The organism is Nonomuraea sp. NPDC005650, from assembly GCF_040605375.1.
Classification (GTDB): Bacteria; Actinomycetota; Actinomycetes; order Streptosporangiales; family Streptosporangiaceae; genus Nonomuraea.
The window spans coordinates 129,660-150,798 of record NZ_JBEXCR010000019.1 but is presented as its reverse complement, the minus strand read 5'-3'; the positions used below and the strand labels follow the sequence as shown (position 1 = coordinate 150,798).

The 21,139-nt window shown below is 71.1% G+C and carries 22 protein-coding genes; 11 read left to right on the top strand and 11 right to left on the bottom strand.

Going from position 1 to position 21,139, the window contains the following annotated elements:
- Window positions 1–55: 55 nt before the first annotated feature.
- Window positions 56–1,069 (bottom strand): hypothetical protein, encoded by a 1,014-nt coding sequence (locus ABZS69_RS31425; protein WP_355378901.1) that lies wholly within the window; start codon window positions 1,067–1,069, stop codon window positions 56–58.
- A 280-nt stretch (window positions 1,070–1,349) separates the two neighbouring features.
- Between ABZS69_RS31425 and ABZS69_RS31420 the strand changes: the two genes are divergently transcribed.
- Complete coding sequence (locus tag ABZS69_RS31420; protein ID WP_355378900.1) at window positions 1,350–3,263, top strand: amino acid transporter; 1,914 nt, start codon at window positions 1,350–1,352, stop codon at window positions 3,261–3,263.
- A gap of 27 nt (window positions 3,264–3,290) precedes the next feature.
- Here ABZS69_RS31420 and ABZS69_RS31415 read toward each other — a convergent pair whose 3' ends face one another.
- The 4 genes from ABZS69_RS31415 to ABZS69_RS31400 all read right to left on the bottom strand — a co-directional run bounded on the left by ABZS69_RS31415 (window position 3,291) and on the right by ABZS69_RS31400 (window position 6,567).
- Entirely contained in the window at window positions 3,291–4,838 is a 1,548-nt protein-coding gene (locus tag ABZS69_RS31415) for a Na+/H+ antiporter (protein WP_355378898.1), read from the bottom strand.
- 135 nt (window positions 4,839–4,973) lie between these two features.
- Window positions 4,974–5,399, bottom strand: a complete 426-nt coding sequence (locus tag ABZS69_RS31410) for a hypothetical protein (protein ID WP_355378896.1) — start codon at window positions 5,397–5,399, stop codon at window positions 4,974–4,976.
- Window positions 5,400–5,401: 2 nt separating this feature from the next.
- On the bottom strand, window positions 5,402–6,268 hold the full coding sequence (locus ABZS69_RS31405; protein WP_355378895.1) for a hypothetical protein: 867 nt from the start codon (window positions 6,266–6,268) through the stop codon (window positions 5,402–5,404).
- Window positions 6,259–6,567, bottom strand: coding sequence for a hypothetical protein (locus ABZS69_RS31400; protein ID WP_355378894.1), 309 nt, complete (start codon window positions 6,565–6,567; stop codon window positions 6,259–6,261). Before ABZS69_RS31400 ends, ABZS69_RS31405 begins: the two co-directional genes overlap by 10 nt.
- Before the next feature lie 259 nt (window positions 6,568–6,826).
- Between ABZS69_RS31400 and lysA the strand changes: the two genes are divergently transcribed.
- Complete coding sequence (gene lysA / locus ABZS69_RS31395; RefSeq protein ID WP_355378892.1) at window positions 6,827–8,164, top strand: diaminopimelate decarboxylase; 1,338 nt, start codon at window positions 6,827–6,829, stop codon at window positions 8,162–8,164.
- Between the two features lie 128 nt (window positions 8,165–8,292).
- Window positions 8,293–8,712, top strand: coding sequence for a hypothetical protein (locus ABZS69_RS31390; RefSeq protein ID WP_355378891.1), 420 nt, complete (start codon window positions 8,293–8,295; stop codon window positions 8,710–8,712).
- Window positions 8,713–8,760: 48 nt separating this feature from the next.
- Here the strand turns inward: ABZS69_RS31390 and ABZS69_RS31385 are convergent, their stop codons facing one another.
- From ABZS69_RS31385 to ABZS69_RS31370, 4 genes are all read right to left on the bottom strand, one after another.
- Complete coding sequence (locus ABZS69_RS31385) at window positions 8,761–9,525, bottom strand: SDR family oxidoreductase (RefSeq protein ID WP_355378889.1); 765 nt, start codon at window positions 9,523–9,525, stop codon at window positions 8,761–8,763.
- A 102-nt stretch (window positions 9,526–9,627) separates the two neighbouring features.
- Entirely contained in the window at window positions 9,628–10,257 is a 630-nt protein-coding gene (locus tag ABZS69_RS31380; RefSeq protein WP_355378887.1) for a metalloregulator ArsR/SmtB family transcription factor, read from the bottom strand.
- Window positions 10,257–10,748, bottom strand: coding sequence for a cupin domain-containing protein (locus ABZS69_RS31375; protein ID WP_355378885.1), 492 nt, complete (start codon window positions 10,746–10,748; stop codon window positions 10,257–10,259). The genes ABZS69_RS31380 and ABZS69_RS31375 overlap by 1 nt, the downstream gene beginning before the upstream one ends.
- Window positions 10,749–10,796: 48 nt before the next feature.
- Window positions 10,797–11,639 (bottom strand): oxidoreductase, encoded by an 843-nt coding sequence (locus ABZS69_RS31370; protein WP_355378884.1) that lies wholly within the window; start codon window positions 11,637–11,639, stop codon window positions 10,797–10,799.
- A gap of 95 nt (window positions 11,640–11,734) precedes the next feature.
- Between ABZS69_RS31370 and ABZS69_RS31365 the strand changes: the two genes are divergently transcribed.
- The 4 genes from ABZS69_RS31365 to hpnH all read left to right on the top strand — a co-directional run bounded on the left by ABZS69_RS31365 (window position 11,735) and on the right by hpnH (window position 15,164).
- Complete coding sequence (locus ABZS69_RS31365; protein ID WP_355378882.1) at window positions 11,735–12,286, top strand: TetR/AcrR family transcriptional regulator; 552 nt, start codon at window positions 11,735–11,737, stop codon at window positions 12,284–12,286.
- 186 nt (window positions 12,287–12,472) lie between these two features.
- On the top strand, window positions 12,473–12,916 hold the full coding sequence (locus ABZS69_RS31360; RefSeq protein WP_355378880.1) for an SPW repeat protein: 444 nt from the start codon (window positions 12,473–12,475) through the stop codon (window positions 12,914–12,916).
- A 201-nt stretch (window positions 12,917–13,117) separates the two neighbouring features.
- The gene (locus ABZS69_RS31355) at window positions 13,118–14,128 is read left to right on the top strand and encodes a polyprenyl synthetase family protein (RefSeq protein WP_355378879.1); all 1,011 of its coding nucleotides are present in this window, start codon (window positions 13,118–13,120) and stop codon (window positions 14,126–14,128) included.
- 31 nt (window positions 14,129–14,159) lie between these two features.
- The gene (gene hpnH, locus ABZS69_RS31350) at window positions 14,160–15,164 is read left to right on the top strand and encodes an adenosyl-hopene transferase HpnH (protein ID WP_355378876.1); all 1,005 of its coding nucleotides are present in this window, start codon (window positions 14,160–14,162) and stop codon (window positions 15,162–15,164) included.
- 7 nt (window positions 15,165–15,171) lie between these two features.
- Here the strand turns inward: hpnH and ABZS69_RS31345 are convergent, their stop codons facing one another.
- Together ABZS69_RS31345 and ABZS69_RS31340 are read right to left on the bottom strand one after the other, a co-directional pair.
- Window positions 15,172–16,551 (bottom strand): MFS transporter, encoded by a 1,380-nt coding sequence (locus tag ABZS69_RS31345; protein ID WP_355378874.1) that lies wholly within the window; start codon window positions 16,549–16,551, stop codon window positions 15,172–15,174.
- A 107-nt stretch (window positions 16,552–16,658) separates the two neighbouring features.
- On the bottom strand, window positions 16,659–17,540 hold the full coding sequence (locus tag ABZS69_RS31340) for a DMT family transporter (protein ID WP_355378872.1): 882 nt from the start codon (window positions 17,538–17,540) through the stop codon (window positions 16,659–16,661).
- Between the two features lie 275 nt (window positions 17,541–17,815).
- On the opposite strand from ABZS69_RS31340, the gene ABZS69_RS31335 reads away from it, so the two are divergent.
- The 4 genes from ABZS69_RS31335 (at window position 17,816) to ABZS69_RS31320 (ending at window position 20,938) form a co-directional block, all read left to right on the top strand.
- On the top strand, window positions 17,816–18,577 hold the full coding sequence (locus ABZS69_RS31335) for an FHA domain-containing protein (protein ID WP_355378870.1): 762 nt from the start codon (window positions 17,816–17,818) through the stop codon (window positions 18,575–18,577).
- Window positions 18,578–18,604: 27 nt separating this feature from the next.
- Window positions 18,605–19,498 (top strand): GNAT family N-acetyltransferase, encoded by an 894-nt coding sequence (locus ABZS69_RS31330; protein ID WP_355378868.1) that lies wholly within the window; start codon window positions 18,605–18,607, stop codon window positions 19,496–19,498.
- Between the two features lie 293 nt (window positions 19,499–19,791).
- Window positions 19,792–20,130, top strand: coding sequence for a MiAMP1 family antimicrobial peptide (locus tag ABZS69_RS31325; protein ID WP_355378866.1), 339 nt, complete (start codon window positions 19,792–19,794; stop codon window positions 20,128–20,130).
- A 154-nt stretch (window positions 20,131–20,284) separates the two neighbouring features.
- Window positions 20,285–20,938, top strand: a complete 654-nt coding sequence (locus ABZS69_RS31320) for a class I SAM-dependent methyltransferase (protein WP_355378865.1) — start codon at window positions 20,285–20,287, stop codon at window positions 20,936–20,938.
- Window positions 20,939–21,139: the final 201 nt, after the last annotated feature.

Here is a 21,139-nt window from a genome sequence, read left to right as displayed (position 1 = left end):
GGAGCCGGGAGTCGGGTGCGGGCCCCGGGTGCCGGGCCGGGGTCCCACGGTCGGTTCAGGCGGCGGAGGGGACGCGGCGCCGTCCGCCGAGCCCGGCCGACGGCGCGCGGCGCCGGGAGGAGACGGCCAGGATCGTGGTCGCGCACGCCGACACCAGCCCGGCGAGAGCGGCGGCGGCCCCGAGCGTCAGCGCGTCGGGGTGGACGAGGGCCTGGCCGCGCTGCGCCTGCCACAGCACCAGCCAGGTGAGCCCGGCGTACCCGAACGCGGCGACGATCACCAGAGCGGTACGGGTGCCGGCGCCGGCGAGGACCGCGAAGCGCCGGGCGAGCAGGCGCAGGCCGATCGCGACCAGCGGGAGCACCTGCAGGGCGTGCAGGCCGACGAAGTGCGCCACCCGCAGGTCGCCCGCGCCCGTCTCCCACCCGGTGACCGGCATGCCGGCGCCGCCGTCGGGCGCCCCGACGCTGTGCGCGCCGATCGTGGTCAGGCTCAGCCCCTTGGCCAGTCCCTCCGCCTGGCCGGGGGTGGGGGCGGTCATCAGGTAGCCGATGGACATGCCCGCGAGCGAGACGGCCAGCCCGAGCGGGATCGCCCACGCCATCGCGCGGTCCACCCGGCGCTGCGCGATCAGGAGGACGCCTGCCGCGAAGGTCAGCAGCCAGCCCAGGTACGCGGCGCCGCCCATGACCATGAACACGGTCTCGTCCAGCCCGGTGGCGAAGTTGAAGTGGCTGCGGACGCCCCGGGCCGCCTGGAAGGTGATGGCCGTGATCTCCGGGAGGAGGAAGCCGCCCACGGTCAACGTGCCCAGCCACCACAGCGTCCGCCGCCACCGCCGGGCCTGACCGATCATCCAGGCCAGCGTGAGCGAGTACAGTCCGAGGGAGATCGCGAACTTGAACGGCTTGAGCCACACCCCCTGGCCCATCAGCGTCCGCCCGTCCACCACGAGCCCGATCGCGCAGACGACGGCCAGCACCGCCATCGCCGCCGCGCAGTAGCTGAGCGGGCCGTGCCACACGGACGTGGCCTTCCGAACGTCCCGGCGCTGGAGCAGGGCACCCATGATGTCTCCTTCACATCGACTGTGAGTGCAACACTGCTGGTCAGCGGCCTCCCCAACCAGAGACGTGATCATCGACCGGGCATGACCTCATCACGAATCGGGCATCTTGCCAGGAATCAGCCATTACGGCTGGACCGATAGTGAGAAAGGTCAGCCGAGACTGTACCGGTCAGTCTCCGATTTATACGTTTTCTTGACGCCCTGACCAGGCCAATCACCTCTTTGGCCTGGATAGTGTGCGATGCATCTTTATGCGGCCATTGCGGAGGGGTTGACCGTTATGGTGCTGGCGAAAAAGCCGGCCCCCACGGAAGGGACGCTGCGTTCCTGGTTGCTGGAGGGCTTGCAGACCGACCGGAAGCAGATCCAGCACGGCCCCCACGTGAAGCACTCGTGGTGGCGGGTGATGTGCCTGACCGGCGTGGACTACTTCTCCACGCTGGGCTACCAGCCGGGCATCGCGGCGCTGGCGGCCGGGCTGCTCTCGCCGCTGGCCACGTTGTTCCTGGTCGCATTGACGCTGCTGGGGGCGCTGCCGGTCTACCGCCGGGTCGCGGTCGAGAGCCCGTACGGGCAGGGCTCGATCGCGATGCTGGAGAAGCTGGCGCCGCAGTGGTGGGGCAAGTTGTTCGTGCTGGCCCTGCTCGGGTTCGCGGCGACCGACTTCGTGATCACGATGACGCTGTCGGCGGCGGACGCGACCGCGCACATCCTGGAGAACCCGTTCGTGCCGGACTTCCTGGCCGGACAGCGGGTCATCGTCACGCTGGTGCTGCTCGCCCTGCTCGGGGGCGTGTTCCTGATGGGCTTCACCGAGGCGATCGGCATCGCCGTGGTGCTCGTCTTCGTCTATCTGGCCCTGAACGCGGTCGTGGTCTCGACGGCCGTCGTGCACGTGCTGGAGGCCCCCCAGGTGGTCGTCGACTGGAAGCGCGCGCTGAGCCTGAACTTCTCCAGCCCGCTGGCCATGATCGGCCTGTCTCTGGTGGTCATGCCGAAGCTGGCGCTGGGCATGTCCGGGTTCGAGACCGGCGTCGCGGTGATGCCGGTGGTCAAGGGCGACATCAAGGAACGGATCAAGGGCACCAGGCGGCTGCTCACCACCGCCGCGCTGATCATGAGCGTCTTCCTGATCTTCTCCAGCTTCGTCACCACCGTGCTCATCCCGCACCAGGAGTTCGAGGAGGGCGGCAAGGCGAGCGGCCGGGCCCTGGCCTACCTGGCGCACGAATACCTGGGCGACTGGTTCGGCACCGTGTACGACGTCTCCACGATTGCGATCCTGTGGTTCGCCGGGGCCTCGGCGATGGCCGGGCTGATCAACCTGGTGCCGCGCTACCTTCCGCGCTATGGCATGGCGCCGGAGTGGACGGGGGCGATCCGGCCGCTGGTGCTGGTGTTCTCGGCCATCGCGTTCGGTATCACGATCATCTTCGACGCCGACGTGAACGCCCAGGGCGGCGCGTACGCCACCGGCGTCCTCGTGCTCATGCTCTCGGCCGCGGTCGCGGTGACGCTGTCGGCCGGGAAGCTGGGCCAGCACAAGGCCATGGCCGGGTTCGCGACCATCTCGGCCGTCCTGACGTACACGCTGGTGGACAACGTCATCGAGCGGCCGGACGGCGTCAAGATCGCCTCGTTCTTCATCGCGGCGATCATCGTCACCTCGTTCATCTCCCGGGCGACCCGCTCGACCGAGTTGCGGGTCACCGCGGTGCACCTGGACCCGTTGGCCGAGCAGTTCGTCAACGAGGCGGCGTGCGGCGAGATCCACGTGATCGCCAACGAGCCGCACGAGCGGGACCAGGCCGAGTACACCGACAAGTCGCGCGAGGCGTGGCTCACCCACCGGCTGCGTCCCGCGGAGCCCGTCCTGTTCGTGGAGGCGACGGTGCCGGACGCCTCGGAGTTCGAGACCGAGCTGCGCGTCAAGGGCGAGGAGCGGTTCGGGCACAAGATCCTGTGCGTCGAGACCTCCGCGGTGCCGAACGCGCTGGCCGCGCTGCTGCTCCACCTGCGCGACCGGACGGGCTCCGTGCCGCACATCTACTTCCACTGGACCGAGGGCAACCCGGTCGTGGCGATGCTGCGGTACCTGGTGTTCGGCGGCGGCGACGTGCCGCCGGTGACCAGGGAGGTGCTGCGCCAGGCCGAGCCGGACCCGGAGCGCCGGCCGCGCGTCCACGTGGGCTGAGTCTCCTCGGGCCGGGCACCCGCGGCCTCAGTCGTCGGTGAAGCGCAGGTCCTCGCGGTCCAGGTGGCGTTGCAGGCGGCGGCGGGTGCGCTCGCCGATCTCGCCGTCGGCGTACATGCGGGACAGGGCGTCGCTCTGCACGGCCAGGACGTCGCGGCGGATCCGGCCGTAGACGTCGTTCGGGTCGCCCTCGCGCTCCTGCTCCAGCTCCATGCGGATGTGCAGGGAGTGGCGCACGCGTTCGAGCACGACGGGGGAGGCCGCCTCCAGGTCCGCCAGCTCGTCCAGGTACGACACGGCCAGCTCGGCCAGCTTGCGCCGCCCGCGTACGTACTCGGCGTGCGAGTCGTGCGGCGAGACCGCCAGCCCCGACAGGCGCACCAGCGGCGCGAGCGTCAACCCCTGCACCAGCAGGGAGATCACGATGACGCCCGTGGCGACCACCATCAGCAGGTCGCGGTAGGGGAGCGGCCGCCCGGCCGCGTCGGCGAGCGGGATCGACAGCGTGGCGGCCAGCGGGACCACGCCACGCGCCCCCGCCCAGGACACGACGGCGGGCACTTGCCAGGACGAGCGCAGCCGCCGCCCGCCGCGCCACTGCCGGATCGCCGCGAGCGGGAACATCCACGCCACCCTGACCACGATCAGCGTGAGCGCGACGGCGAGCACGGCGGGCAGCCACGACTGCTCCTCCCCGGACAGCCGCCGGATCTGGCTGGGCAGCTGCAGCCCGATGAGGCTGAACACCACGCTCTCCAGCAGGAAGATCACCGTGCCGTAGACGGCGGTCAGCTGCAGCCGGATGCGCGCGTCCGTCAGTTTCTCCGCCTGCCCGCCCAGGATCACCGCCGCCACCACGACCGCCGTCACGCCCGAGGAGTGCGCGATCTCCGCCAGGACGTAGGCGAGGTAGGGGGTGACCAGCGCGATGACGCTCTCCAGCACCGGGTCCTCGGTGCGCCGCCGTACCAGCGCGACTCCCGCCGCCACCACCGCCCCGATTGCCGCGCCCCCGACCGCGAGCAGCGCGAATTCACGCGCGATGCCGGTCCAGCCGGCCACCCCGCCGGCCAGCGCCGCGCCGACCGCGATCCGGAACAGGACGAGGCTCGTGGCGTCGTTGAACAGGCTCTCGGCCTGCACCAGGGTCTGCAGGCGCGGCGGCAGCGACAGCTTGCGGCCCAGCGCCGTGACCGCGACGGGGTCGGTGCTCGCCAGCACCGCGCCCAGCACGAACCCCAGGGCGAGCGGCAGCGGCGTCAGCAGGACGGTCACGAAGCCGACGGCCGCCGCGGAGACCACCACGAGCCCCACCGCCAGCAGCGAGACCGGTTTCCAGACCCGCTTCAGCTCGCGCCAGGACAGCTCCTCGCCGGCCGCGTAGATGAGCGGCGGCAGGACCACCAGGCTGACGATCTCGGGGCTGACGCCGATGTTCGACGCGTACGGGGTGAGCCCCACGAGGAGGCCCGCGAGGACCAGCAGGGACGGCGCGGGCACGCTGATCCGATCCGCGAACGTGGCCACCACCGTGGCCAGCGCCACCAGGAACAGCACCACCTGCACGATGTGCACCGCTTCTCCTCGCCTAGCCGTCGCCCATGCCGACCAGACTTCCCGGCGCACCGTACATAAACGGTACTAGACCCCGCCGTCGACGTGCTCGAACTCGACCTGGCACCGGATCGGTCCTGAGCCGGCGCACGTCGGTCAGGGGCGTAGCAGGGCACGGACCCGGTCGATGGCCGCGCCGGCGCGCTCCAGGTTCTCCTGGAGCGTGCCGGTGGCGGTGCGGAGCCGCTCGGCGGCGAGCCGGCCGTCGGCGAGGAGGCCGGTGCCCAGGAGCTCTTCGGCAGCCCCGCGCTCGTCGGCCTCGGCCCGCGCCCTGGCCTGGTGGATCAGGCCGAGAACGGTCTCCGCCAGCTCCGCCGAGCCCATGCGCATGGCCCGCGGGTCGAGGTGGAGCCCCCGGACGCCTGAGACGCTGCCGTACTCGACGCTCACCCGGCCGTCCCTGGACTCGGCGCGCGCCACGGTCTCCGGGAGTTCGTGCAGGCGGCGCATCCGCTCGAAGAGGAGGTCGGCGTCGGCCGCCAGCCGCTCGGGGTCCAGGCCGAGCTCCTGTCCGAAGTCCATGATCACTCCCAGGGGAACGTGTAGGAGCCGTCGGCGGCCTGCTCCGGCACGTACCGGCCGGTCACCGTCTGGCTGCCCGTCGAGATGTCGTTGACCGCCTTGGCGCCCGCCAACTGCGGCAGGCCCGGCGAGCCCTTCCAGAGGCCATCGCCGAGGCCGTGGGCGGTCAGGTCGCGTTCGACCCGGTTGGCCGTGCCCCAGATGAGCATGGGGCCCTGGGCGAAGGTCGCCGCGGCCAGGTCGTTCAGGCCGCCGCGGTCGCCGCGGGCGGCCTCGGCGCCGACGTCCACCGCCACGGTCGCGGTCAGCGCGGCGGCGCACCCGTGCAGCAGCGCATCCAGCAGCGACTCCGTCGCGCGGTAGCCCTCGTAGAGCTTGAGCAGGCACTGCGTGGCCAGGACCCTGGCCCCGGCCAGGCTGAGCGGCGTGACCGCGGCGAGCAGCACCCACGCCGCCACCGCGGCCATGGCCGCCGCCACCAGGAACTGGAAGAGGACGAACGCCGCCAGCGCCGCTCCGACCGTGTAGAGGGTGAGCGCGGTGACCACCGCGCGGATCTCGATGCCGCGCAGGTCGGCCAGGTACGCGTCCATGCGGCGCTGGAAGGCCCGGCCGTCCTCGCTGCGCCAGCTCGTCGAGGCCACCTCGGACACGAGAGCCTGCACGTTCAGCCGCGCGGCCACCACGTCGTCGTGCACCGCGAGCCAGGTCCGCGCCCCGTCGAAGAACGACTGGGGATGGTACTGGTGGACGTACATCCTGCCGACGAACGGCCAGCCCGCCGGCACGCCCAGCGCCGACAGCGCCAGCGCCGAGCCCGTGCCCACCTCCAGGCCCCGGCGGGCCAGGGCGGCGAGGTTCATCTCCACCGGACGGAGCTCGCGACCTCGGCTGCCTGCCAGGTCGCGATCGAGGTGGTCATGCCGTCCTGGACGCGTGCGGTGTCCTCGGCCCGGTGGCGCAGCTCCGTCATGGTGAACGCCTCGACCTCGTTGTAGGCCAGCGCCAGCGAGTACGTGAACGACGTGAAGGCGGACTCGGCCACCGTGAGCGAGACCAGGCGCGGCAGCGCTTCGCCGAGCGGCCTGGCGGCCTCGGGCAGGCGGGACCTGATCTCCCTGAGCCGGTCCCGCTCGATCTCTACCTCATCTGTCCGGTATGTCGGCATGTGCAGAAGCCTGTCCCGCGGGAGATCGCGGCGGGGAGGTTCTGACGCAACGCCTACGCGAACCTGACGAAACACCTACGCGGACCCGGCATACCGCCCCGCGATCTTGACGCAAGGTCCTCGTGCCGGATCGGCGGGCCGGCCATCAAGGTCGCGTCAGAATTCCGGGCACGCGCGTCCTGATTGCGTATTAATAGCCGGTTTTCTCCGAAAACGCATCTAGCGTCCGAGTCAGTGCAGTTCTCGCAGGAGGAATCAGATGAGCCGGTTGTTCGTCCCCAGTCCGCGCGGGCCCGTCCACCTCGACGAGCGGTTCGAGCCCTGGCCGGCCACCACCGGTTTCCGGCCGGTGGCCGCCACCGGTGGCGTGCCGCTCATGGACATCGTCGAGCGCTTCGGCACCCCCGCCTACGTGGTGGACGAGGCCGACGTGCGCGGACGCTGCCGCGCCTGGCGCACGGCGCTGCCCGACGCCGACATCCTGTACGCCGCCAAGGCGTTCCTGTGCCGGGCCATGGCCACCTGGATCCGGCAGGAAGGGCTGGGCCTGGACGTCTGCTCCGGCGGCGAGCTGGCCATCGCCCGGTCCGTCGGCTTCCCCGCCGAGCGCATCGTTTTCCACGGCAACGCCAAGACCCCGCACGAGCTGGCCGAGGCGGTCGAGTACGGGGTCGGGCGCATCGTCGTCGACAACCTCGCCGAGATCCCCCGGCTGGCCATGCTGGTCCCGCCCGGGAGCCGGCAGAAGGTGCTGCTGCGGATCATCCCCGACGTCGAGGCGGGCGCGCACGCGGCGATCCGCACCGGCGGCCAGGACCAGAAGTTCGGCCTGTCCCTCGACTCGGGTGAAGCGGGCGCGGCGGTGGCCAGGGTGCTGCGCCAGCCGGAGTTGCGGTTGGCGGGCCTGCACTGCCACGTCGGCTCCCAGATCCGCACGACCGAGCCGTACGAGCGGGCGGTCCGGATCATGGCCGAGCAACTGGCCGCGATCCGCGACACGTACAAGATCGTGCTGCCCCAGCTGGACCTGGGCGGCGGCATGGGCATCGCCTACCTCGCCAGTGAGCAGGGCCTGACCCCCGACGAGTACGCCACGGCGGTCACCAAGACCCTCCAGGAGCGCTGCGCGGCGCTGGACCTGCCGGTGCCCCGGCTGACCGTCGAGCCGGGCCGGTCGATCAGCGGCCCGGCCGGGCTCACCCTGTACCGGGTCATCGCGGTCAAGCGCACCCTGACCCGCACCTTCGTGGCCGTCGACGGCGGGATGAGCGACAACCCCCGCCCGTCCCTGTACGGGGCCCGCTACACCGCCCGCCTGATCGGCCGCCGCTCCGCCCGGACCGACCGCCGGGTCACCCTGGTCGGCCACCACTGCGAGGCGGGCGACGTCATCGCCGAGGACGTGCCGCTGCCCTCGGACATCAAGCCAGGCGACGTCATCGTGGTGCCCGCCACCGGCGCCTACCACCACTCCATGGCCTCCACCTACAACCTCACCGGCCGCCCGCCGGTCATCGCGGTCGCCGACGGCGCGGCCCGGCTGGTGGTCCGCCGGGAGGAGATCGACGACCTGCTGCGCCGGGACGTGGGGCTCTGACCCGCATTTCCCCTTTGTGTGAAGAACGCGTCAGGAGCTGTAGCTCGCGCGTAGTAATGCCGTGGAAGATCTCGCCCCAGCGCGCCCGGGCAGGTTTCATGAAATAGCTTCCGCTGAAAGGATCGTCGATGCGCGGGCGTCCCGTGGAGATGCTGCTTCCGGCCGGATTCGTGTGGGCGGTCGGCGCCTGCGTCGTCGCCACCGTGGCCTTCGCCGAGGCCACGGCACGTGTCATCGTCATGGCGGTGGCCGTCGGAGTGTTCGGCGTGTGGGCGCGACGCTATTTGGCCGCGCTGGCGACGGGCGCGATGTCCTGGTGTTTCGCCACGGGCTTTCTGGCGCACCCCGCGGGGCAATTGGCCTTCGGCTCCGAGGACCTGCTCCGGCTGGCCGCGTTCACCGCCGTGGCGCTCGTGGGCTGCGCCTGGGGGTACGTGTTGGGCGCCCGCCGCAGGCACCGCCTGATGCGGGCGGACCCCCGTCGCGATCCGGTGATCCTCGGGCGATTACACGGGCGGCCCGAGGAGCTGCCGCACGAGGCGCAGTGACCACGCGCAGCTCCCGGACGCACACGCCGGGCACCCGGCCTTCTCCGGTCAGGCGAGAGGGCCGAGGTAGGTCCCGCCGGACACGTCGATGGTCTGGCCGGTCACCCACCGGCCCCGCGGCCCAGCCAGGAAGCCGACGACGTCGGCGACGTCCTCCGGCTCGCCGAGCCGTCCGAGCGCGGTGATGGACTCCAGCCCGGCCACCACCTCGGGGATGGAGGTGTAGCCCGCGGTCATGTCGGTCCGCACCGCGCCGGGCGCGACCGTGTTCACCGTGATCCCGCGTCTGCCGAGCTCGTTGGCCAGCGTCGGGGCCATCGACTCCAGCGCGGCCTTGCTGACGGTGTAGCCGATCTGCATGGTGACCGCGAACCTGCTGGCCGTCGAGCCCATGTTGATGACGCGGCCGCCGTCGTTCAGCAGCGGCAGCGCCCGCTGGATCACGAAGAACGGCGTGCTGACGTTGACCGCCAGCAGCCTGTCCAGCTCTTCCGGGGTGACCTGCGCGATCGGGTTGGTCGAGGCGATGCCCGCGTTGTTGACCAGGACGTCCAGCCCCCGTCCGGCGAGCCCCGCGGTCAGCCCCTCGAACAGCCGGTCCACCGCGCCCGGCTCGCCGAACCGGGCGCGGACGGCGAACGCCTGGCCGCCGGCCTGCTCGATCCGCGCCACGGTCTCCTTCGCCGCCCCGTCGTCGCCGCCGTAGTGGACGGCGACCAGAGCGCCCTCGGCGGCCAGGCGCAGCGCCACCGCCCGCCCGATGCCCCGCGACCCACCCGTGACCAGCGCCGTCTTGCCTGCCAGAACGTCCATCTGCTGCTCCTTGCCGGCGGCCGGTCCTCGGTGCGGATCCGGCGATGGCTCAACCCTGGCGGCGCCCCCTCACCGCCCTCTCACCACGCCCTCACCGCCGCCTCACCGGCCTCGCCAGCCGAGGTAGCCGCCGTCGAGGGCGCGGGCCGCGTAGCCGTGCTCGCCCAGGACGCGTACGGCCTCGGAGGACACCGCGCAGTACGGCCCGCCGCAGTACGCCACGATCTCCATCTCCCTGGGCAGCTCGTCCAGGCGCTCGCGCAGCTCGGCCATGGGCAGCGAGATCGCCCCCGGCACGTGGCCGGTCGCATAGTCGGCGGCCGGGCGCACGTCCACGACCAGCGTGCCGGGGTCGCCCAGGCAGGCGGCCAGCTCGTCGGCGGTCACACCGTCGAGGGGGCCGAGCCGGGCCCGTACGGCGTCACGCAGGTCGGCCAGCCGCTCCTGGCCGAACCCCCGCAACTCCGCCAGGAAGCTCGACACCCGCTCGTCCGCGAGCCGGTAGTAGACCCGCTGGCCCTCCTTTCTGCTGGTCACCAGGTGGACGGCGCGCAACTGCTGGAGCTGGGCGGAGGTGTTCTTGAGCGCCACCCCGGCCGCCTGGGCCAGCTCCTCGACCGTGTGCTCGCGCCGGCCGAGCACGTCCAGCAGGCGCAGCCGCACCGGGCTGGACAGGGCCTTGCCGATGCGGGCCAGCTGCTGGTAGATCGGCTCCTCCGGGGACTCGGGCATCAGACCATGTACTGGTCGTGACGCAGGTACAGCTCTGTCCACTCCTCGGGGCCGAGCTGCCGTCCGGTGTTCGAGATGTCGGCGAGCTCCTCGAAGTACGCCTCGCGGGGCGCGCCCGGGGTGAAGAGGATCAGCATCGAGGCGGGTTCGCCGGATTCGTTGCGGAAGGCGTGCACGCCGCCCTCGGGCACGAACAGGAAGTCGCCGGGCTTCCCCTCGGCCCACTTCTCGCCGTTGAAGAGCCGGATGGTGCCGGACAGCACGTAGAACGACTCGGTCATCGTGCGGTGGAAGTGCGCGCCGGGACCGGACGGGCGCGGGCCCATCTCCCACCGGTACAGGCCGAACGCGCCGTTCGTCGAGCCGCCCGTGCCGAGGTAGTGCACCTGCGTGCCGCTGGCCATCGACAGGTCGGGCGGGGTGTCCGCCGTGCGCAGGACGCCGCTGTGCGTGCCGGTCTCTGCCAGGTAGCGGGGCTCGGGGTAAGACATCTGGCCTCCTTCTGATGTTCTAAGGAATCTTAGAATATCTAGGCGGGCCTACCGTTCGTCCGCGGGGTAGTCGGCCGAGCGGCTCACGCCGGCCCACTTCTCGGTCTCGGCGGCGCGGATCTCCGCGGCCTTCCGGGCGGCCGCGACGGCGTCGCCGCCGAGCAGGAGCCGCCGCGGCGGGTCGTCGGCGCCGACCACGTCGATGATGATCTTCGCGGCGCGGGCCGGGTCGCCGGGCTGGGTGCCGTCGGTGTCCCGCCGGTAGCGGTGGATGGCTCCCACCGTCTCCTCGTAGTCGGGGCCGACGGGGCGGATCTCCATCGAGGAGCCCTGCCAGTCGGTGCGGAACGCGCCCGGCTCGACGATGACGACCTTCACGCCGAACGGCGCGACCTCGTTGGCGAGCACCTCGGAGAAGCCCTCGACCGCGAACTTCGCGGTCTGGTACGCGCCCATCCCGGGAGTGCCGCCCACGCGTCCCCCGATGGAGGAGAACTGCACGAAGACCCCCGACCTCTGTGCCCGCAGGACGGGCAGCGCGGCCCGCGTCACGTTCACGACGCCGAAGAGGTTGGTCTCGATCTGGGCGCGGAAGTCCTCGTCCGCCATCTCCTCGATCGGCGCGCTGTTCGCGTAGCCGGCGTTGTTGACGACCACGTCGAGGCGGCCGAAGGTCCCGGTGGCCTCCTTCACCGCGCGGGAGGCCGCGGCGGCGTCGGTGACGTCCAGCGCGACCGCGCGGATGCGCTCGCCGTGGCGGGCGACCAGGTCGTCCAACTGCTCCGGGCGGCGTGCGGTGGCGACGACCTGCTCGCCCGCCTCCAGGACGGCCTCGGCGAGCCTGCGCCCGAAGCCCCGCGACGCCCCGGTGATCAACCATGTCCTGGCCATGCGTCTCTCCATCTCTGAGCCTTAACTGTCTCATCAATGTAGCACTTGAAGGTTCAGCTTCCCCGTACGCGTGGCAGGAGGTATATCTTGGCCAGGTGAGAGCAGATGCGACGCGCAACCTCGAACGCGTCCTGAGCACGGGCGCCCGCATGCTCGCCGACGACCCCTCGGCGACCATCGCCGCCATCGCCGCCGCCGCAGGGGTGGACCGCCGTACGGTCTACCGCCGCTTCGCCTCCCGCGAAGACCTCATGGCCGCCGTCTACGGCGCGCGCTACGACGCGGTCGAGCAGGCCATCGAGGCCGCCAGGCTGCGCGAGGCCCCGGTCGCGGTCGCGCTGCACCGTTACGTCGAGGGCATCATCGCCGTCAACCGCAAGTGGCCCGTGGAGACGAGCCGCATGCTCCGCGAGGCGACGCTCCGCGAGCGCCGCCGCGGCCTGATCGACGAGGTCGACGCCTTCCTGCGGCGCGCCACCGACGAGGGGCTGCTCCGCTCCGACCTGCCGCCCGGCTGGGTGGCCGCGGTCCTGTCGCCGCTGATGGTCCACGCCGCCGAAGACCTGCCCGAGCTGAGCCCCGCACAGGCCGCGGACGTCGTGGTCGACACACTGCTGCGCGGCGTCGGCGCCCCGCAGGCCCGCTGACCCGGTCGAGGAAGCCTCCGCGGGCCGGCCCGTCGGTGTGCACATGGAAATTTCGAACCGGTGGCCCAAGTCCGGCTAAAGCGATTTGAAGAGATATTGCCCCGCGTGTGCGTGTCGGCTCGACGGTGCGGGAAGGGGTTTTCATATCCGTACTTCACGCGACATGCGGAAGGTGGTGTGTGTGACATGGCCGACCGTCCGACCCGACCGACAATGGACATGGGTCAGCACCCCGACATAGCAGCCCTGCGCGCTCAATACGATTTGGCCGCGCAGAGCCCGTCGGGGCAGTCTGTCAGCGGACTGGCCTTTCTCAGCGGTCTCTATCTCGCCATCTCACCATGGGTGGTGGGGTTCTTCAGGCACACGACCCTGACCGTCAACAATCTGATCACCGGCATCGCCCTGGTGCTGCTCGCGGCCGGGATCGCCGCGGCTTACGGCCGGATCCACGGAGTGGCGTGGGTCATCCCGATCATCGGAGTCTGGACGATCATCGCCCCGTGGGTGCTGCCGCCACACGGAGCCAGCGCCGGCACGATCATCAGCAACGTCATCACGGGGGTGGTCATCACCGCGTGCGGCCTGGCCTGCATAATGCTCGGCACGAGGTCCACGCAACGGCGTTGACGCCTCCGGGCGAATCATTCGGTGCGCGCCGAGAAGCGGCGCGCCACCGTTTTCCAAATGTACGTCGATTAATGCAAGCGAGGGTATAGAAGCAATATTGTCACGTTTGTGAGGCATGGCAGCGGATACTTTGTTTGTCGTGCTATCACATAGGTGCCATTCGTCCGGGTCGCCGGAAAAGTCGCGCCGGGAGAGCGGGTCATGACGCTGACCCTGCCGCCCGCCGAGGCCGCCCGAGAGCTCGTCGAGCCCATGCTGCGCGAGGCTGTCGACCGGCTCGACCCGCATGCGGCGCGAGTCGCCCGCTATCACTTCGGCTGGACCGACGGTGACGGACGGCCCTGCGCCGCCGGCGGCAAGGCGCTGCGGCCCGCGCTCGCGGTGCTGTCGGGCCGGGCGGCGGGTGCGGACGTCGAGCGCTGCCTGCCCGCCGCGGCCGCGGTGGAGCTGGTGCACGCGTTCTCCCTCCTGCACGACGACGTCATGGACGACGACCCGGTACGGCGGCACCGGCCGGCCGCCTGGACGGTCTTCGGCCGCTCCCAGGCGATCCTGTGCGGCAACGCGCTGTTCGCCCTGGCCGGGGAGCTCCTGCTGGAGCAGGGGACCCCGGGCTACGTGGCGGCCGCCCGCACGCTCCATCGCGCCACGCTCTCGCTGATCGCAGGTCAGGCCCTCGACCTGGAGTTCGAGGATCGTGCCGACGTGACGCGGGAGGAGTGCCTGCGGATGTCGTGGCACAAGACCGCCGCGCTGCTGTCCTGCGCCTGCTCGATCGGTGTCACGGCGGTGGAGGGCCCGGTCCGGCTGGCCGACGTGCTGGCGGCGTTCGGCACCGAGGCCGGGCTGGCCTTCCAGCTGGCCGACGACCTGCTGGGCATCTGGGGACGGGCCGAGGTGACGGGCAAACCGGTGCTGGCGGACCTGCGGACCCGTAAGAAGAGCCTGCCCGTGGTCGCCGCGCTGACCGGCCGTACGGAGGCCGGAGACCGCCTGGCCGCGCTGCTGGCCACGCCTGGACAGCTGAGCGAGGCCGACCTGCGGGAGGCCGCCTGCCTGGTCGAGGAGGCGGGCGGACGGGCGTGGGCCGAGCTGGAGGCCGCGCGGCGCCTTGAGGCCGCGACCCGGTGCCTCGACGACGTGGACATGCCCGCGGACGTACGCCAGGAATTCCGGCACATCGCCCAATTCATCACTTCCAGGGACCACTGAGGGACCCGAGGCCGACCAAGGGAGTGCTGTCATGACGATCCCGCTGCGGCAGAGTCTGCGCGTCGGCGGCTACATCCTCGGCCAGCGACTGCGGGGACGGACCAAGTTCCCGCTGCTGGTGGAGCTGGAGCCGCTGTTCGCCTGCAACCTCAAATGCGCCGGCTGCGGCAAGATCCAGCACCCCGCCGACGTGCTCAAACAGCGCATGCCGGTCGAACAGGCCGTCGCCGCCATCGAGGAATGCGGCGCCCCCATGGTCTCCATCGCGGGCGGCGAGCCGCTCATGCACCCGCAGATCGGCGAGCTCGTCCGCCGCCTGGTCGCCATGAGGAAATACGTCTTCCTGTGCACGAACGCGCTGCTCATCCCCAAGAAGATCGACGAGTTCGAGCCGTCGCACTACTTCACCTGGACCGTGCACATCGACGGCGTGCGCGAGCGCCACGACGCCTCGGTGTGCAAGGAAGGCGTGTTCGACGAGGCGGTCGCGGCCGTGCGCGAGTGCCGGCGGCGCGGCTTCCGGGTCACCACCAACACGACGTTCTTCTCCTCCGACAGCCCGCAGACCGTCATCGAGGTCCTCGACTACCTCAATGACGAGCTCGCCGTCGACCAGATGATGATCTCCCCCGCCTACGCGTACGAGAAGGCGCCCGTACAGGACCGGTTCATGGGCGTGCGGGAGACCCGCGCGCTGTTCCGTGCGGCCTTCGCCGACGGCCGGCGGCGGCGCTGGCGGTTCAACCACTCGCCGCTGTTCCTGGACTTCCTGGAGGGCCGGATCGAGCTGCCGTGCACCGCCTGGGCGATCCCGTCGTACTCGCTGTTCGGCTGGCAGCGGCCGTGCTACCTGATGTCCGACGGGTACGCGCGGACCTACCGGGAGCTGATCGAGGACACCGACTGGTCGGCCTACGGCCGGGGCCGCGACCCCCGGTGCGACAACTGCATGGCGCACTGCGGATACGAGCCGACCGCCGTCCTGGCCACGATCGGCTCGCTGAAGGAGTCGCTGCGGGCCATCAGGAGCGCCTGACGACGGCTCAATCGCGCATGCGTTCGGAGGCGGCGGCCGCGGCGACGTCGTGCGGATAGGCATGCCTGCCGTGCAGGAGCACGACCGCGTTCGCCACCAGGGGCACCAGCATGATCAGGAAGGCGTACCGCAACCCCTGCGCGCTGGTCGTGCCGCCCGGGCCGAGCACGTCGGCCAGCAGGCCGAAGACCACCGGGGCGACGGCCTCCCCGCCCACGCGCAGGAACGTGCGGATGCTCTCCGCGCGTCCCCACAGCCGGAAGTGGACGACGTCGAGGCGGGCGGCGTCCAGCGGGGGGACGGCCGCCGACGACGACGCGGCCGCCACGAACAGGAACGGCAGCGCGATCGCCGACGACGTGGTGAGCAGCCCCGGGACGAAGAAGACCGCGGCGGTGCCGTAGCCGATCGCGGGGACCACCATGCGAGCGCTGATGTGCCCGCGGCGGGTGAGGTGGTCGGCGAGGCGCCCGCCGCTGAGCACCCCCAGCAGGGCCCCGACGCCCACCAGCAGAACCATGCCCGTCAGCGCCGCCTGGCCGAGGCCGTACTGCTGGTGGACGAAGACGATGGCGAAGGTGCGCAGGCCGGCGAGGAAGAAGTATCCGATCACCGAGGCGACGACCAAGGCGACGTTCGTCCGGATGCTCAGCACGTACCGGATCGCCTGCCACATGGACATGTGCGCGGGGTCATGGCGGAGCAGCGCCGCCGGATCGGGCCTGATCCGGCGACGGCGCACCGCGCGCCGCGCCGTGTCGTCGTGGTCCGGAGTCGCCCTCCTGCCGGGCGTCACCGCGGGCAGCCGGCTCTGGCCGCCACGTTCGGGTTCCCGCAGCTTGCGCGCGATGACGAAGACGAAGGCGATCCCCACCAGCGCGAGGAACCAGAACGCGGCGCGCCACGACAGCAGCTGCGCGAGGGTGCCCCCCGCCAGCAGGCCGAACCCGGCGCCGAGCATCTCGCCGCTCAGGATGAAGCCGTAGATCCGGCCCCGTTCCGAGGCGGGGAAGAAGTCGCCGACGAGCGAGATGACCGAGGGCCCGGCGGCGGCGGTCAGGGCCCCGACCGCTATCCGGGAGCACAGGAGCCACGCCAGCGAGTCGGCCAGGCCGCCGGCGATCATGGCCAGGCTCCACAGGGCGATGCAGGCGGTGAGGAACCGTACCCGGTTGATGCGGTCCGTCAGGACGCCGAAGGGCAGGACTGCGGCGGCGCCGGCCGCGGAGGACACGGCGGACAACGATCCGAGCTCGGTGTTGGTGAGGCCCATGGACCGCTGGATCTCCAGCCCCACCGCGCCGATGGTCCCCTGGTCGGCGGTGACGAGCGCGAGAACGCAGGCGAGCATCGCGATGACCCGGAACCGCGCGGGCCCTCCCACCACGGCCATCGTCCTTCGCGCGACCCAATCGAGCACGGCATGCTCGGGGCGCCGCCTGCCCCCTGGATTCGCGGGCATCGGTGGCTATCCCACGGCCATGTTCACGGAGATCACCGCTCCTGCCCGCGCCGGCCTTGGAGGGCGGGCTGCGCGGGCTTCGCCAGGTAGGGGGACCGGCCGAGGATGACGATCCCGGTCACCATCGCGACCAGGCCGGCCACCTCGCCCGCGAGCGCCGCCGGGGTGACCTGCAGGCGTTCGGCGAAGATCGCCACACCCAGCAAGATCCCGCAGACCGGCTCGGCGACCGTGGTGGCCGGCAGGGAGATCTGGAGCGGAGCGGCGTCGAACGCGCTCTGGTTGAGGAGCAGCCCCACCACGGCGACGCTCGGCAGGGCGTACAACTGCCAGGTCGCCAGCACGTTCAGCCCGCTGTCCAGCGTGAGCAGGGAGCCGCGGGTCAGCACGTCCTGCAGCCCGTACAGCACCCCGGCGGCGGCCGCGAGCATGATCGCCTTGACCTTCAGGGAACGCCGCAGGCCGTAGCAGACCAGCGCCGCCGCGACCACGACCACCGGGAGCGCCGCGAGCCACCGCGCGGAGACCGGATCGGGCAGCCGGCCCCCCTGCGGCTGCCCGGCGAACAGGAACAGCGCCACCCCTCCGCTCACCAGCACGGCGCCCAGTTGCAGCATGCGGCCGAACGGTTCCTGGTAGATGACATGGGCCGCGGTCAGGGCGAACAGCAGGTTCATCGCGAGCAGCGGCGCCACCAGCGACACGTCCGCGGCCCGCAGCGCGATGGCGCCGAGGATCTGACCGCACACCATCAGCCCGACCCCGGTCAGCCACAACGGCATGCGCATGAGGTTCAGCAGCAGGCGCGCGTGCAGCATCTCCTCCAGGGGCTCGCGGTACGCGGCATGCTGCTGGGCGACGAAGCCGATGCCCAGCAGGCACGCCGCCCCCAGGGAGACGATGATGACGATCACCGATGGTGACGCTCTCCGATGTACTGTTCACCGGGAGTGAGCATCGGGGCCGAAAGGTCTTTCCCCATGTCTTGATCACCCATGCCTAGCGTTCGAGGACCCAGCGGCCTCCCCGTTCCGCTTCCCCCAAGGCAACCTCTGTAACTGCGGGGCCGTGTGTTCCCCGTCCCCGAGGGGTAAACCGGGATGTCGTGCCCAACCTCCGGGACCGGTCCGGACGAACCCTGAGACCCTGCCTGTGCGCACATCCGACCAGCGCCGATGGAGGCGAAACGATGAGTGGCAGCCTCGCGCACGGCGTGGGCTCGGCCCCGCCCGGCACGCTGCACGCCCGTACGATCATGGGCGGCATCAGGGTACGACCCCGCCCTGGCCGCAACGTGCGCTTCGGCCGCGCCGAACGCCCCGACGTCGACCTGAGCGTCGGCGTGGACGACCAGTCGGTGAGCCGCCTGCACGCCGAGGTGACCTACCGGGACGAACGGTGGTGGCTGCGTAACGTGGGCTGGCAGCTCCTGCGCCTGCCGCGCGGCCAGCTGGTGCACTCCTCGACCGACCCCATCCCGCTGGCCGACGGCTACACCCCGCTGTTCATCAGGGGCTCCGGCTATCGGCAGCACCTGGTGGAGCTCTACGTCACCGGCGCGGACGGCGAGCCCCAGACGAACCGGCACCGGGCCGAGACCATCCCGCCCAGGATCTGGGATCTGAGCGACGCGGAACGCCTGCTCCTGGTGGTCCTGGGCGAGCACTACCTGCTGTACGAGGAGTCGCCCCGGCCGTTGACGTACAAGCAGGCCGCGGAGCGGCTGGCCTACCTCCGCCCGGAGGAGGGCTGGCGGGCACGCACCATCGAGAACAGGATCGAGACCGTCCGCCACCGCCTCGACGTCGCCGGCTTCCCGTATCCGCTGCTCCACGGCAAGGACGCCGGCCGCCCGTACGACAACCAGCTCCTGCACAACCTCCTCAGGGGCCTGGTGGAGTCGACGACCCTGGTCCCGCCGGACCTGAACCTCCTGGAATCCGACCCGTGATTCGCGTAGCGCACTATCGTGCGAACCGTGAGCGATGTGATCAATTGCCACCGTGACCGCGTGCGAGCCGCCGACCCTCTCGTCGCCGTCGCGGAGCTCGGCGAAGACCTGATCGAGACCGCGAACGCCGTCGGCGCGCCCTCGGTGGCCACGGCCGACCCCGATGCGCGGTCGGTGCACTGGGGTCCGCTGACCACCTACACCCTCCGCGCCAGGGTCGCGGGTGACGACCCCGCGGACGCCCTCGGCCACCTGCTCGACCGCTGGACCTCGTCCCTCGACCCCGACCCCGCCCTTGAGCCGGGCGCCGGGCTCGTGGTGAGCTGGCCGAGCCGGGACACCGCGCCCGTCGCGGCGCTGGTCAGGCGGGGGTTCGCGCCGCGGTCCGTGCTCGCCGTCCGGGTCTCTCCCGCTTCAGCCGGGGAGCCGCCGGCCGCTGGTGTACGGCGGGCCGTGGCGGATGATCTGGATGCCATGTGCCGGCTGTACCTGGAGCTGGTCGCCTACGAGGCGCAGTTCGGCTGGGTCCCGGTGCTGCCCTCGACGCCCGCCGCCGCCAGGGCCGAACTCGAGGAGAAACTCGCCCGTGGCGACGGCTGGTGCTGGCTGGCCGAGTCGGACGGTGAGGTCGTCGGCATGCTCGCGGTCCACCACCCTGACCACGCGGGATGGATCGCGCCTGCCGTGGAGGCGTCGCCGGTGGCCTACGTGGGCTCCATGTACGCGCGCCCGGGCAGCAGGGGCCGCGGCATCGGCGCCGCACTGGCCGGCCACGCCCATGCCGAGGCGGCGGCGGCAGGCGTCGAGACCGTGCTGGTGCACTACGCGGCCCCGAACCCGCTGTCCGTCCCCTTCTGGTCCCGCCAGGGCTACCGGCCGCTGGTCACGACGTGGGGGCGGTGGGTTCGGCGGCCGGGGTGATGCTGCTTGTTCAGAGCTGAGCGCGACCTTCCCGGTCAGCCGTCCCTCCGCCTTGATCTGCGACCGCCTGGACACCAGCGCGCCCACCTGTGCTCGACGCGCACGCAGTCGATCTTGACCCCGAGGACGGAGAGACCACGTCCGGCGAGGGCCGGCTCGCGATCAAGGCGCAGGTTGGCTTTACCCCAGTTGTCACGTGTGGTGTAGGTGGGGTGCAAGTGACGATCAAGCGATGATCCATATGTTCCTCTCGTCAGGAAAACAGCAATTTGGGACGCATCCGGAGGAACGCAGTGAAGAGCATCAAGAAAATAGCCCTCGTCTCCGCCATCTCCGCCTCCCTGGTCGCCTTCATGGGCGGTGCCGCCAACGCCTCGACCTCCGACGGCCCCAGCTCGACGTACGTGGCCTACGAAGGGCCGGGCTTCACCGGCCGGACACAGGTCATCAGCGAGTGCGGCGTGACCAACCTCCGCTACCGCGGCTCGTACAAGTGGTTCGGCGCCGGCCAGTCCGGCCGGATGCACAACGAGATCAACACCAGAGGACCGGTGCACTTCACGCTGCCCACCAACAGCAACGCGCAGCAGAAGACGGGTGTCGGCTGGAAGAGCATCTTCAAGGTGTGCTGACGCCCACTGCCCGGTACGTGATCCGCACGATTCCGATCGACTTCACGCCGTGCAGGCGTGCACTCATCGAGGTCAGGCGGCCGGAACGGAACGGACGCGCCGACCGATCGATGATCGACGACCTTTGCCGGCCGATGGACTACAGTCGTCCGCCGTGGCCGAATCCTCCCCCTACCTGACCGCGACGGCGGACGCCTACGACGCCGTCGCCGACCTTTACGCCGATCTCGCCCGAGACTCGCTCGCCCGCCTGCCACTGGACCGCGCGATAGTCGCCGTGTTCGCCGAACTCGTACGGGCCGCCGGACCCCGGCCCGTGGTCGAGGCCGGCTGCGGTCCCGGGTACATGACGGCACACCTGCGTGACCTCGGACTGGACGCCTTCGGCGTCGACCTGTCTCCCGCGCTGATCGACATCGCCCGCAAGGACTATCCTGACCTGCGTTTCGAGCTCGGTTCGATGGGCGCCCTCGACGTGGCCGACGGCGAGCTGGGGGGTCTGATCTCCTGGTACTCCGTCATCCACGTCCCACCACCGGAGCTGCCGCCGTACTTCGCCGAGTTCCGCCGGGTGCTGGCTCCGGGTGGTTACCTCCTGCTCGGTTTCTTCGAATCCGAGGGCGGCCCGGTGCTGGAGTTCGACCACAAGGTCACGCCGGCCTACCGGTGGCCGATCGACGACTTGGCCGACCTGGCCCGCAAGGAAGAGTTCGTCGAGGTGGGGCGGATGTTGCGCGAGCCTTTGGAGGACGAACGATTCCGCCGCGGCCACCTGCTGATGCGTAAACAAGCCGGCGCCACGGGCTGACGCGCGCACCATAGGCCCCGGTACCGCACACCAGACGGGACGGGCGGCCTGGCACGGAACAGGCACGCCCGTCGCCCGAACGCGTCACGGAACGCGTCCACCCGCTACCGCAGACCGGACGCCACCTCGACGTGCCGCACCACATGCAGCAGATCCCGCGTCGGCAGCTGTGGCTCAAGCCCCTTCAACCGGGCACCAAGA